General features: G+C 43.5%; 8 protein-coding genes. 1 reads left to right on the forward strand and 7 read right to left on the reverse strand.

Annotated features, from left to right (window positions below; translation table 11 throughout):
- Positions 1 to 1,111 precede the first annotated feature (1,111 nt).
- The 5 genes from N7974_RS13170 to rluC form a co-directional block, all read right to left on the reverse strand.
- Complete coding sequence (locus N7974_RS13170) at positions 1,112 to 1,282, reverse strand: hypothetical protein (RefSeq protein WP_262966064.1); 171 nt, start codon at positions 1,280 to 1,282, stop codon at positions 1,112 to 1,114.
- An 866-nt stretch (positions 1,283 to 2,148) separates the two neighbouring features.
- On the reverse strand, positions 2,149 to 2,901 hold the full coding sequence (locus N7974_RS13175; RefSeq protein WP_262966065.1) for a class I SAM-dependent methyltransferase: 753 nt from the start codon (positions 2,899 to 2,901) through the stop codon (positions 2,149 to 2,151).
- A 208-nt stretch (positions 2,902 to 3,109) separates the two neighbouring features.
- Positions 3,110 to 4,087: a S49 family peptidase gene (locus N7974_RS13180; protein WP_262966066.1), complete on the reverse strand. Its 978-nt coding sequence runs from the start codon at positions 4,085 to 4,087 to the stop codon at positions 3,110 to 3,112.
- 12 nt (positions 4,088 to 4,099) lie between these two features.
- Positions 4,100 to 4,747, reverse strand: coding sequence for an HAD family hydrolase (locus tag N7974_RS13185; protein WP_262966067.1), 648 nt, complete (start codon positions 4,745 to 4,747; stop codon positions 4,100 to 4,102).
- On the reverse strand, positions 4,731 to 5,687 hold the full coding sequence (gene rluC / locus N7974_RS13190) for a 23S rRNA pseudouridine(955/2504/2580) synthase RluC (protein WP_262966068.1): 957 nt from the start codon (positions 5,685 to 5,687) through the stop codon (positions 4,731 to 4,733). Before rluC ends, N7974_RS13185 begins: the two co-directional genes overlap by 17 nt.
- A gap of 507 nt (positions 5,688 to 6,194) precedes the next feature.
- On the opposite strand from rluC, the gene N7974_RS13195 reads away from it, so the two are divergent.
- The gene (locus N7974_RS13195) at positions 6,195 to 8,582 is read left to right on the forward strand and encodes an Rne/Rng family ribonuclease (RefSeq protein WP_262966069.1); all 2,388 of its coding nucleotides are present in this window, start codon (positions 6,195 to 6,197) and stop codon (positions 8,580 to 8,582) included.
- Between the two features lie 575 nt (positions 8,583 to 9,157).
- On the opposite strand, the gene N7974_RS13200 is transcribed toward N7974_RS13195, so the two are convergent.
- Positions 9,158 to 10,606, reverse strand: coding sequence for an alkaline phosphatase PhoX (locus N7974_RS13200; RefSeq protein ID WP_262966070.1), 1,449 nt, complete (start codon positions 10,604 to 10,606; stop codon positions 9,158 to 9,160).
- Positions 10,607 to 10,888: 282 nt separating this feature from the next.
- A complete protein-coding gene (gene dnaE, locus N7974_RS13205) occupies positions 10,889 to 14,389 on the reverse strand; it encodes a DNA polymerase III subunit alpha (RefSeq protein WP_262966071.1) in 3,501 nt (1,166 codons plus the stop codon).
- Positions 14,390 to 14,499: the final 110 nt, after the last annotated feature.

Consider the following 14,499-nt stretch of genomic DNA (forward strand, 5'->3'; position numbering starts at 1 on the left):
TTCATGCTATCCATGGTATGTTGAAAAATGACGAACCTTTCGATAATACACGTTTTTATAAAATTTCAGAATCAGTCGAATAGTTAAAAATGAACGAAATACCTTTGACTTTGAACAGAGTATCTACATGGCTGGTTGCTAATAGATGGTAATGGTTGTGTAAAATAACCCAATGATCCAACTGCCAGTTTTTTTCATGAAAACAAACTTTAATCGTAGCCAGTAAATGATGCTTTATTGGTTCCGGTTTTAATAAAAGCCGTTTTTGGTAAATTAAGCTGGTTATAAAATAAGCTGCGTTATCAACAAACAAATGCTCAGGAGAATGTAGGCCATCGCTGTTTGTTCATCGGTTTCAATGGCGATTTCTACCGCGCGTTTGGCAGTAGCTAATAAGCGTTCACTTTCAGCTTTGAGCGCGAAACTTTGCTGTACTAACTCGGCTATTTGGTTTTGAGTCGCGGGTTAGCGATAGCGTTTGTGCCCTAGAGGGTGTAATCCGACATTTTGCGTTAATGTGTCGGTCCGGCATCGCTATCGCCTAACCTGACTTACATGGCTTTTTAATCAAATGGGGAGAAATTTCCGGTTTGATTTTGAAAATCATTAATTTCGTTGACAAAGCCCCATTCAGAGTTATGTTGTGTTTGGAAAAATAGTTTTAATTAGAAATGATTTGGAAAATATAGTAAGTGCTGTCTGTTTCGAAGGAGGAAATAGAGACGGTGAGAAGTAGCATGCTGCAAATTTTAATTTAATCAAACAGAGGTGTATTGAATAACAAGGATCCACAATAAAAAAGCTTATCGTTAACGAATGATGAAACATTGAAGTTGACATCCTTAGTGCTATTTCTTAAGGGTTGTAAATAATTGTAGTGACAGCGCCAGAGTTAAGCCAATTTAAAATTTGCTTTGGTAGAAATATTATAAACTCGAAAGAGTAACTTAAAAGTCAGTTTTTATATTGTGCTGTAAATAATGTATTAATTTCTGAAATTTTGATGACTAATGGAACAGATAAACGATTTTATTGGTATTTTTTTAAAAGCTTCGATTGGAATAGTCGATAACTGAATCACAGGATTTCGAGTGAATACTTCAAAACAATTTTACTGCCGGTTACTGATAAACGTCGGCAATTCACTGGCAATAATAGGATGTATAGCCTTAATTTGTGGGGCCATTGGATTATTTCCATTAGAGACATTTGCATTGGGGCTCTCATCGGGCATACGGATCATTGCGATGGTAGCCATTGGCGGTTGTTTAGTGAGCGCCATTGGTTATGGCATTTTGGACTATTTTGATTATTAGAAAATTAGGAGAATTAGCATGTTCAATAAATCAGATTATTTTATACTTTTAGCTGTGATGATATCGTTTTTTGTTTCCGCGTATTTGTGGTTTATCGTGAAAGATGCCGAGCAGGCAATATTTACAGCAATTTGGATTCCATCGATTTTCTGCTTTGGAATCTATTTTAAGCTTTGTGCGTTAATGGGGAGGAGATAGTTATGGGCCTTATCTTTTTTGTAGGCATTATCGCTTTCGTGCTATTACTTGTAGGATTATTCTTGACTTACAAGGAATTTAGTAAATTTAAGTAATTAAATTAGGCGCATTATTCCATTGAATTTATCAGGTTAATTCTTGTGAACATAATTTTATACGGCCGTATTGCGTATAAATTGTAGGGTAGTACCGTAGGTCGGGTTAGGCGCTAGCCGTAACCCGACATGGCTACATGACTTTTATTTCGTGTTTTTCATGGACAAAAATAAACACTTACCCATATAAAAACGGCACAGATAACATCCCTTCAAGGTATGGTATCTGTAAAATCATCGGGTTTTAAAGCATAGCTATCTACACAACTTTTCCTCATAATAAAAACAATGACTTGCAGAAGCGCCAAGCTCCCTCTCTTGTTGGAGAGGGCTGGGGTGACGACTGCACGGATGCAGGAGGTAGAGCAATGCAGGAGCAATTGCCGAGGAGAGTAAAATCAAGCAGTTACATTTCCCTCATCCCAACCTTCTCCCTTTGGAGAAGGAGCCGTAGGACTTGTGTAGATACCTATGGTTTTAAAGGGGGGAAGCGGGTAACGGGGAGCGATGTTTATTGGCTGGAGCTGTTTTTTAAACGGTTATGCCGGACTGTTTTCGCTGGGGGGCTTTTTAGCGGTCACCAAGGCATTGATGGCATTGCGATCACTGACAGTGATTGAGGCAAAACCACAGTCCTGCAATTGCTGAAGGGCAACGGCTTCACGCATGACATGATTTTCTGATTCATCACTGAATAAATGCACGATCCACTGCTCCAGTAAATCCGGGCGGTTGAGTGGGGCAAGCACTTTAAAATAGTGCTTCACCTCTTCCTGAACAATAAGGGTATGTTGACTGATATCATTCAAACCATAACGGTCAGCGTTGATGAATTTCCCGTTGGGTTTTAGTACGCGAAAAACTTCTTTAAGGACTTGCTCGCGATAATTGTTAAGAAAGTTGTGCAGGGTATAAGCCGAAGCGATGATATCGACGCTGTCGCTGGCTAATTGTTGTAATGCGGTCAAGGCATCATCAGCGCAAAAAGTTAAACGTTCCTGATCTACCCAGTGTTGTAAGCGCTGTTTTGCCTGCTGTTGCATGACTGGTTCATTATCAATGCTGAATACTTGCAGGGTTTCATTGGCGGTTAATAAGGCCAGTGTGGTAACGCCGGTGCCGCCGCCCAATTCAACTATCTGTAACGGTTCCGTAGTTGTGGGACAAGCATTGACGGTACTGCCTACTAAACGGCTCATTTCAGTTGCTGCCGGGGATAGCAACTGGAGCATGTCATAATCTTGTCCGATGATGCTGGAAAACATGGCATCGTATGGTGATGTATTACTCATAAATAAAGTTTCGCTTAAGTTACAGAAACAATTACCTTACGCTTTTTTTACAGAGCAAGCGAGTAATAAGGTCACTCGCAGTAAATACCTGTAGACTTTCAGAAAGTAAACTTCCAATCCATGTCGCGGTAAGTTGATACAGATACCATCCCTTGAAGGGATGGTATCTGTAATATCATCGTGCTTTAACTGGCAGGTCAGCTTTTATTTAGCGTATTGACGGGCCTTGCAGCAGGCTACCAATAGCCTGACCGAAAGAGGTTCCCAGTTTGCCGGTCATTTTATCCAGAAAACTGCCTTGCTGGGTAAAATCAACCAGTTTCTCGGCGCCAATAATATCTTTGGCGACGTAATCATCATTACCAAAGCCGTCAGCAATACCCAGTTTAACGCCGGCTTCACCGGTCCAAACCAGGCCTGAAAACATATCCGGTGTTTCTTGCAAGCGGTCACCACGTCCGGCTTTAACCGCACTAATAAACTGTTGGTGGACTTGATCCAACAAGCCCTGCATATATTTGGTTTCATCGGCTTTAGCGGCCGAAAAAGGGTCCAGCATGGCTTTATGGGCACCGGCAGTTAATAGTCTGCGTTCTACGCCCATTTTTTGCATAATATCGACAAAACCAAAGCCATCCATCAAGACACCTATTGAACCAATAAGACTGGATGGATTGACAAAAATCTTGTCGCTGGCAGAGGCAATATAATAACAACCGGAGGCGCACATATCGCTAACGACCGCATAAATAGGTAATTCGGGATGGGCTTTTTTTATGTTTCTGATTTCTTCATAAACATAAGCTGATTGCACAGGGCTGCCACCCGGTGAATTGGAATGCAGGATAATCCCCTTAGTACCTTTATCCTTTACGGCATCTCTTAAGCTTTCAATAATATCGGTGGCATTGGCCTCTTTACCATCGGCTATAACGCCCACCACATCAATTAACGCAGTATGATATTTACTGTCAACGCCGATATCCATTTTTAGCTTTGGATAAATCGCCATGCCAAAGACGGCAAACAAGTAAATAAATATTAATGATTTAAAAAATACACTCCATCGTCTGGCTCTGGTTTGTTCTGTAACGGCAGCTAAAGCCAGTTTGCTTAAGATGTCGCGCTCCCAGCCGGCTATTTCGGTAGCGTCTGTTTTATTTGAATTGTCTTGTTGATTTTCCATACACTTGTAACCTTAAATAATGTTCAGTAATTCAGTTGACTGTTGCAAACACAGTAACGGATTATATTGTTGCAAAAGTTCTGCCGAGTTTGCACCACAGGACACACCAATTGCAGACATAGGGGCATTGAGCGCCATTTGCAAGTCATGTACGGAGTCGCCCACCATTAATGAGCGTTCTTTGGCGGTATTGGTATGCTGAAGAATTTCGTGGAGCATTCTTGGGTCGGGTTTGGAGGCGGTTTCATCCGCGCAGCGGGTCACACAAAACAGCGCTTCCGTGCCTGTCCCTTGTAATGCTTTTTGGAGACCGGCGCGGCTTTTACCGGTAGCAACCGCCAGTTGATAGCCGGATTGTTTGAGTTGCACCAACATATCATAAACGCCCGGAAATAAATCATCCGGGCTGATTGGTTTGGAATTATAGTGCCGGCTATAATTGGCAACCAGTTGTGCCTGGGTATCAGGTTTAATGCCGGGAAACAGATTCTGCATGGCTTGGTTAAGACTTAAGCCAATAACATTTTTTGCCGCCTGATCTTCAGGTCTGGCAATGCCGCATTGTTCGGCGGCCTGTTGCAGACAGATCGTAATCCAGTCTATCGAATTGACCAGCGTACCATCCCAATCAAAGATAATTAAATCAAACTTGTTCTTCATGTTGTAATAAATTTGCCAGATGAGCAGGTAAGGGGGCTGAAATACTCATGGAGATTCCGGTAACCGGGTGCGGAAATTTTAATGTTTCTGCATGAAGGAACATGCGTTTATAACCTTTGTTTTTAAAAGTTTTGTTAACTTCATCGACACCATAACGATCATCGCCAACAATCGGATGACCTAGACTGGCAGCATGAACCCGTATCTGATGGGTGCGTCCGGTTTTTGGCGAGGCTTCTACCAGTGTTGCATGACGAAAGGTCTTTAAGCGGGTAAATAATGTTTCAGCGGATTTTCCGGAAGGACTGATGACGACTATGCGCTCACCGCCTTTACTGACATTTTTTAACAAGGGCGCAGTGACTATCAGTTTTTTTCTGCCCCATTGACCGGATAATAAGGCCTGATAAGTCTTTTTAACTTCGCTGTTGCGAAAAAACTCTTGTAGTTTACGTAAGGCGCTGCGTTTTTTGGCGATTAACAGACAACCGGAGGTATCTTTATCAAGACGGTGCACCAGTTCCAAAAAGCGTGCTTCGGGTCTGATGAGACGGAGCCCTTCGATAATGCCGGAGCTGACGCCGGTACCGCCATGCACGGCAAAACCAGCCGGTTTATTGATGACGATGAAGCCGTCATCTTCAAATAAAATACCTTCTTGCAGCGCCGCTTGCAAGCCCTGAGGAACATAAAGTTCTTCGCTACGTTCAGCAACCCTGATGGGCGGAATTCTGACAATATCACCGGCAGCCAGGCGGTATTTGACATCAACACGGCCTTTGTTGACTCTGACTTCACCTTTTCTGACAATGCGGTAAATGCGGCTTTTAGGTACGCCTTTCAAGCGGGCAATTAAAAAGTTGTCGAGGCGCTGATCACAGTTATCTTCAGTAATTTCGACATATACAACATGGGGTAAGGTGTTTTCTTCTATACTCATTAGGCAAATAATACCAGTATCTGGGGTAAATTGATTCTTTAAAATTGATGTGGGACAATAAGGTTGTTATATTAGGCGGGTTTTCATAAAAAAACATACTTAAATGCTCTGCGGATTTCAATTAAAGAATCCACTCTGGAGCAACTTAATAAAGGCTAATACAACAAATTTATGTAATTAGCTTTCTATTATACGATTTTCGGGTTCATCGTTCGACCCTAGACGCACGATTTTTTTAATACCTGTTTAAAACAGAATTTACCACCAAAGACTGAACTAAATATTAACTTGGCATCTCTCCGCGCCCTATAAGACTTCACCTGGTTGTTAAGTCTAAAATAATGACAAAATTGCGCAGATGACGGAACATAAGATCGTAAAAACGAAGCTGATGGTTTTTTTGACATAGAGCTTTATGTTTGTATCGACACACAATGATGCGATGACCAAAACCAGTCTAATTGAGTAAACTCTGACAATGGAGCAGGACACTACAAGGATAAATGAATGAAAAGAATGCTTATCAACGCTACGCAAGCTGAAGAACTGCGAGTCGCTTTGGTAGACGGTCAAAAACTTTACGATTTTGACATAGAAATCCCTTCAAAAGAACAAAAAAAATCCAACATATACAAAGGCATTATTACCCGCGTAGAACCGAGTCTGGAAGCCGCCTTTATTAATTATGGCGCTGAAAAACATGGTTTTTTACCTTTTAAGGAAATTTCACCACTCTACCGACATGCTCAGGAAGGTGCCGAAGAAGGTCGCCGTCCGGCGATAAAAGATCTGATCAAAGAAGGTCAGGAAATTATCGTTCAAATTGAAAAAGAAGAACGGGGTAATAAAGGCGCTGCTTTAACGACCTATATCAGTCTGGCCGGTACTTATTTGGTATTAATGCCGAATAATCCCAAAGCTGGTGGAATATCAAGGCGCATAGAAGGCGAGACACGCAGTGATTTGCGTGAAGTGATGGCGACGCTGGAGATTCCTGATACCATGGGGCTGATCGTAAGAACAGCCGGCTGTGGAAAGAATGCTGAAGAGCTGCAATGGGATTTAAATTATCTGCTGCAACTGTGGGAAGCCATTGAGCGTTCCTCCGGTGAACAAAAAGCGCCTTTTCTGGTATTTCAGGAAAGCAACGTTATCATCAGAGCCCTGCGTGACCATTTACGTGGCAATATTGATGAAATTCTGATTGATAATGAAGAGTCGTTTAAATTGGTACAAGACTTCCTTAAAGAAGTTATGCCGCATTTTTTACCGAAAGCGAAATTGTATCAAGATGCGGTACCTTTATTTAGCCGTTATCAGATTGAATCTCAAATTGAAGTGGCTTATTGCCGCGAAGTGTCATTGCCTTCCGGTGGTTCACTGGTTATCGATCATACCGAAGCCTTAACGTCTGTTGATATCAACTCTGCCCGCGCCACTAAAGGCAGTGACATTGAAGAAACTGCGCTGAATACCAACCTGGAAGCGTGCGATGAAATTGCCCGTCAACTGAGGTTGCGCGATTTGGGTGGTTTGTTTGTTATCGACTTTATCGATATGCTTTCCAACAAAAACCAACGATCTGTCGAAAATCATCTTCGTGATGCGCTTAAAATTGATAGGGCACGTATTCAAACCAGTCGTATTTCACGTTTTGGTTTGTTGGAAATGTCCAGACAAAGAATGCGTCCATCACTGGGCGATTCTACGCAATTACCCTGTCCACGTTGTAAGGGCCAAGGCACTATTCGTAATGTTGAATCGGTTGCACTTTCGGTATTAAGGATTCTTGAAGAAGAAGCCATGAAGAAAGGTACAGAAAAAGTGATTGCCCATTTGCCTATTGAATGTGCAACATTTTTGTTAAACGAAAAGCGTCATGCCATTGAACAAATTGAAACCCGGCTGAAAGTTGGCATTATTATTTTGCCGAGTAAACATCTTGAAACGCCTGCTTATGACATTGAGCGTATCAAGGAAAAAGAATCAGTTGATGACAAGCCCAGTTATTTACAAATAAAAGCCGAAGACATCACTATTCCGGATTTTGCCCAGCAAATTAAGCCAAGAGCTGAAAAAGCGGCAATCAAGGAATTTATGCATGATTCACCGGCACCTGTGCAAGTGAAAAATGAGGCGGCCAGTCTGATTAAACGCTTCTGGGATAAGTTGGTTAGTTTGGGTGCAGAACCTGAAATAATAGCCGCTCCAGCGCCTGCTCCGGTTGTTGAAAGAGCCAGATCAGCTGATGAAAGTCAGCCAAGCAGAGGCCGAAATAACAGGCGCGGTAGAAGTCAGGGGCAAAAATCTACGGAACCAAGGCCTAATCGCCCCTCACAAGAGCAAGAGGCGAAGCCTGAACCCGGTAAAGACACTCGGGAAAACAAAGAAAACAGGGAACCCAAGCCTAATCGTAATATTAGGGGGCCTGGTCGTAATGTAAGGCGTAATCTTGCGCCGGTTACCAATACTGGTGATGAATCTGTTGCGTTGATTAAAAGCGAGCCTGTAGTGGCTAATGAAGTGTCAGTTACCGAGGCAACATCATCAGCGGAAATCTCTGTATCGACTGACGAGCAAACCCGGCAAGCTGCCAAAAAAAGTACCAGTAGAAGAGGTCCAAATCGCAGAAGACCACGCAATCCAAATTACAAAAAAACGGATGAAGACGGCGAGTCAAACGGTGGTAATAACGGCGAAGCTACAACGATAGCACAAGATGACGTGCGTCCGACAAAACCTCGTTCTTACAACAGTGATTTTGCTGAAAGACAAGAAAAAGCAGAGCGCCCTGAACCTAAGGCACCTGCTGTGGATACTTCGGAGCCGAAACAAGCTGTGACTGAATCCGCACCAAAAGCAGTAGAACCAAAGCAAGACACTCCAACAGAATAATAAACACCAGTCTTGGGACACGCAGTATGCGTCCCAAGACTGGCGTCTTATTTACTTCCCGGCAAAAGCATAAATTAAATAGCAAAAAATCCCCTCGATATAATCATTCCATTTAGGCTTTGATTAACCCTGATTCGACTCCGTTACACTTAACAGGCTTGGCTCCTTGTTTTACCTCAAACAGTTGCTGGCATTTTCTAATAAGGCCTTCTTCCACAATCTACAAGGGTAGTATGAACACCAGACTCTTGAGAAGTCTCAGTTATCATTTTCTACTTTTTCATGGCTTCTAATGTACGTTATATTTTTGTGCTACCGTCAAAATTTTGTGTTGCTTGCCACTTATTTCTGCCAGCCTTTTTATGGAAGACACCTACTTAATCGACTGTCCGGATTTTGGGGTTTACCATGAATATACGAAGATTTCTTCATGGTAAATGAAAGCTTGTTAATCGCCTTTACCCGTATTCGCACTTGGAGCATAAGCTAAAAAATGAAAAAAAAGCGGTGGCAAGGTAATCTTGCCGCCGCTTTTTAATATTATCGCAATTGCAGGATTTTAAGCCATTATGAACTTAGGCTTTTTTATTGCGACGTGAAAATCCCAGAAAGCCCATCAGCACAGAACTGAACAACCAAACAGCGCCAGGTACAGGAACTGCTGCCGGTGCAGTCAGCATGATGGTACGATCTATGCCGTCATCTGGATGCTGTACGTTGATATAAGCTTTGGTTGTGTCAAACTTGTCAAAGTATAAGCCTGTGCTTTCAGCGCCTTGCGTTGTCAAGCTAACCCACTTAGAGACTGATTCAGCCACGCCATCACGGTTGGCATCCATTGCAAACCAGACATCCTCAACACCACCATTCTGATCTTCGACAATATACATATTGCCTTCGGCATCAATCGCCAGGTTGTCGGGGTTTTTGAATTCACCGCCAACTTTCAGACCGGTTGCTGCATCAATAGTATTGCTGTCCGCAAATAACTTGACTTCACTGCTGGCCAGATTGAACGAATAAACACGGCCACGGCCATTGGCGCTGTTGGCGTCGTTGTCGGAGTCAGTAGTAGCAAAGTACAGGAACTGGTTGCCGTCACCCAGATCTTGAATTTCCAGATCTTCCGGACGGTTGAAGCCGGTACCTTTAACAGCGGCATTGTCAGCAGATACGCGACCGTCTATGGTGCCATCAGCCAGTACTGTAGAAATACCGGCCAAAGCGCCGCCAGTTGTGTTGGTGATAGCTTCCCAAGTTGCAAGACCTGTAATTGCTGCGCCACTGGTTCCTTCGAACTGACCGCCTGCTTGTACTTTCATCGCGAAAGTCTGACCGGCACTGAAGAAATCACTACCGTTAAGCGCTAAAGGATTGGCTGAAGTATATTTGTAAATACTGCCGCCGTTTAACTCGTCGACGAAATAGAGATTATTGTTATTATCGAAAGCCAGACCTTCATGGGATACACGTGGAATGATGCTTTGTTGCACAAAGTTTCCAGTGTTAGCAGTTGCTGTGGTTGGATTGGTAACTTCAAACAAACGGCCTTTTGTGCTACCTGCTCCCCAGCTTTCTTCGCCAGTCAGATAGCTGCCCCAAGGAGCCCACCAAGAAGCATCACCAGCTACAAAGCCTTGGGTGCCTGGAGCAACGATGGTTGTGGTGCGGGTATTGTAGTTGGTATCTTGAAGGTCGATACGTATCACGCCGGCTGAGCCAGTCTCGAAAGGCATGAACAAGTAACGACCGGCATCTACACCTGTTTCATTGGCTGTGATCATATCCGGGTTGCCGGAATAAGAGCCGGGTACCAAAGTGTTCTGTGTGCCGCGATCAGAAATTGTCTCTTGGCTGAAGTTGGGTGAAGATAATTTATAAGGCGTGGCCGATCCCGGATTGACAGGAGTAGTATTGCCGGTCATAGGCGTAAAGTTGTCAAATTCGCTTGCCGCTTGTGCCGCTAGTGGCGACACTAAAGATGCCACTGCCGCAGCGATTAGAGTTAATTTTAAAGCTTTCATAGATATTTAATTCCTTAGTACTGAAATGGATTGGATGATGAGCAAATAACATCAGTTTATTTACTCAAAATACAATACCTGCGTAACAAGAAAATTTAGTTACATCTTTATTAAGGTTTTATCCTGTGTAATACATCCATATAGGCTGTAGTAAATCCATGTAAGCCGGAAAAGTATCCGCATCCTATGTTCAGGTGGTTTTATTCCGGTTTGCTTAGCTATATTTGCAAGCGGGAGATTGGTGGCAGGTAACCAGGAAAGCTTTTTAAATGGCATCTGGCTTTATCGATATCTCACTTCTACCGCTGTTGAGCCGAATAAGGATTTCAAGCGCGAAATCAGTTCATCCGTTGGATGGATTCGCCATTCATCCCCGAGTTGAACAGCGGCTTGTGCATGCTGTGACGTATAGTTGATACTGATAGGGCAACTGCCGCCCTTAAAAGGCGCAAGTGCTTCACTCAGTTTTTCTATATAACGATCCTCTTCCGGTTTATTTTCGGCGGCATTCCAGATTAGTTTAATGCCTCGGGAAAAATTCTCTCTTGCCTGATCCATATCGTATAGCTTTTCCACCATTAAGCGCAGGCCACCGGAAAAATTATCAATCCCTAAAGATCCTTCGGCAATCAGCAAGTTATCGCGCGTAAAAATCCCCCGATATTTTTCATAAACTTCACCAAAAACAGCACATTCAAGTCGCCCCGTTTTATCATCCAGGGTAGCAAAGCCCATGGTTTTTCCTTGTTTGGTTTGACGGCTACGTACTTCTACCACCAGACCGGCAATCCGTGCTTCCACATTGCCGCGTGACACTTGCAGAGTGCCTATTTTTCCATGGGTAAAGTTTTTTAATTCGGATTCATATTGGTCTATGGGATGTCCCGTTAAAAATAGCCCCAAGGTTTGTTTTTCTGCTGCCAAGCGTTCCTTATCCGACCAAGGTTGAATGATGGCAGCATAAGCGTCGGTATTCTCGGCAGCATTGTCATTATCTTCCGTTTCGGAGTCAGAGCCGGGCAGTGAGAACAGGTCATTTTGTCCGGTTTGTGCCATTTTTCCGTGTTGCTCGGCAGCTCTTAAGGCAGTAGGCAATTCTGCCAAGTGCCGGGCTCTATTGTCATCAAATTCATCAAAAGCACCGGCGCGTATTAAGGCATCCAATACCCGTCGATTAAATTTTCGTAAATCGACCCGTTTACATAAATCATACAAGCCTGAAAACGGGCCATTAGTATTGCGCTCTATAAGCATGTCTTCAATAGCTGCTTGCCCGACACCCTTGATTGCGCCCAAACCATAAACAATATGATTGTCGTCATTCACGGCAAAGCGATAAGTCGATACGTTGAGGGTAGGGGGGAGAATAGCCAGTTTCATTTGCCGACATTCTTCTATCAATACCACGACCTTATCGGTGTTATCCATATCGGCAGACAATACTGCGGCCATAAATTCGGCAGGAAAATGCGCTTTTAACCAGGCGGTTTGATAGGCAACCAGTGCGTATGCGGCCGAATGGGATTTGTTAAAACCATAGCCGGCAAATTTTTCCATTAAATCGAAAACATATGTGGCTATCGGTTCATCGACTTGATTTTCTACCGCGCCGGTCGTAAATTTTTCGCGCTCTTTGGCCATTTCTTCGGCTTTCTTTTTACCCATGGCCCGACGCAACATATCCGCGCCGCCCAGTGTATAAAGGGCCAATTCACGGGCGATTTGCATTACTTGTTCCTGATACAAAATAACGCCGTTGGTAGGCTTTAAAATAGGTACCAGCAAGGGGTGAGCATACTCGGCTTTTGCCCCATGTTTAACATTAATGTAATCATCGACCATACCTGATTCTAAAGGCCCCGGACGAAACAGCGCCACCAGTGCGATAATATCGTCAAAGCAATCGGGCTTTAGTTTTTTAATTAACTCCTTCATACCACGCGATTCCAGCTGGAATACGGCGGTAGTTTGGGCGTTAGTCAATAATTTATAGGAAGCTGGGTCATCTCTAGGGATAGTGGTGATATCAACCAGCGGTTTACCGAGTAACTTATGTTTGGCATTAATATCCTGTAATGCCCAATCAATAATGGTTAGTGTGCGCAGGCCTAAAAAGTCAAATTTGACCAGGCCGACTGCCTCCACATCATCCTTGTCAAACTGGGTAACGAGATTATTACCATCCTGATCGCAATACAGTGGCGTAAAATTGGTCAGCTTGGTGGGCGATATGACTACACCACCAGCATGTTTACCGGCATTTCTTACTGTACCTTCCAAAGACAGCGCCATATCAATCAGGGTTCTGACTTCTTCTGTGGTGTCATAAAGCTGTTTAAGCTCGGGGCTGTCTTTTAAGGCTTTGGTTAGTGTCATGCCGATTTCAAACGGAATCAGTTTGGCCAGGCGATCAACAAAGCCGTAAGCAAAACCCAATACCCGTCCTACATCACGAATGACCGCTTTGGCTGCCATTGAACCATAGGTAATGATCTGTGCGACATGATCTCTACCATAATGACGAGCAACATAATCAATCACTTCATCGCGGCGATCCATGCAAAAATCCACGTCAAAGTCAGGCATGGAAACCCGCTCGGGATTTAAAAATCGTTCAAACAGCAGATCGAATTCAATCGGATCAAGGTCGGTAATCTTCAAAGCATAAGCAACCAACGAACCGGCACCGGAACCACGTCCGGGGCCGACAGGAATAAGATTGTTTTTTGCCCACTGAATAAAGTCGGCAACAATCATAAAATAACCGGGAAAACCCATCTGGGTAATCATTTTTAACTCAAAATCCAGACGCTCATAGTAAACCCGCCGGTTTTCTTCATCCGACCCTTTTCCTACTGCCGGATAATGCTGTAAACGTTCTTCCAGGCCTTTCATCGATTCTTCGGCCATAAACTCACCCAGATTCATGCCTTCAGGCACAGGAAAGTCAGGCAGGAAATTTTCGCCCAAAGTTAGCTTCAAGTTGCAACGTTTGGCAATTTCTACCGTGTTTGCCAGAGCTTCAGGGATGTCGGCAAATAATACCTGCATTTCTTCGGTGCTACGTAAATACTGTTGGTCGGTATAATCTTTGGGGCGCCGCGAATCATCCAATACGCGGCCCTGATTAATACAAACCCGTACTTCATGGGCAGCAAAATCTTTTTGATGAATAAAGCGCACATCATTAGTGGCAACCACCGGTAAATCGGTTGCTAATGCCAGTTCAACGGCGGCGGCAATATAACGCTCTTCATCGGGCTTGCCAACGCGTATTAATTCCAGATAAAAGCTTTGCTTAAACAACGTACCCCATTGCTCTGCCAAACGTTTGGCTTCTTCATGGTTTTCTGCCAGTAGAGCTTTGCCGATATCGCCGCTCATTGCGCCAGATAAGGCAATTAAACCCTGATGGTTTTCTTCCAGCCATTCTTGCCTAAGCATAGGCACACCCTGATGCTGACCTTCCTGATAAGCTTTTGAAATTAATTCGGTCAGAGTGATATAACCTGTGTGATTATTAACGAGCAAGGTTAATCGATAAGGGGTGGCAGGTTCTTCAGTATTAAAAATCAGTACATCAGCGCCCGCTATTGGCTTAATTCCATTACCCAAAGCCGTTTTATAAAACTTGACCAGCGAGAACAAATTGGCGTGATCAGTAATACCAACCGCAGGCATATTTAATTCAGCCAAGCGCTTAATGAGGGGTTTTATTTTTACGATGCCATCTACCAGTGAAAATTCGGTATGAAGTCTTAAATGAATAAATGCTGGTTGCATAAGGGGTATTGAATTGACGTAAGAAGAAGGCAGTGAAGGTTGCTATAAAGACGGGCCAGAATAAATAAGGCAAATTCAACTAAAGTTTACATTTTATCATCCGGATAATA

The sequence above is a fragment of the Methylobacter psychrophilus genome (genome assembly GCF_025583945.1).
Taxonomy (GTDB): domain Bacteria; phylum Pseudomonadota; class Gammaproteobacteria; order Methylococcales; family Methylomonadaceae; genus Methylobacter_C; species Methylobacter_C psychrophilus.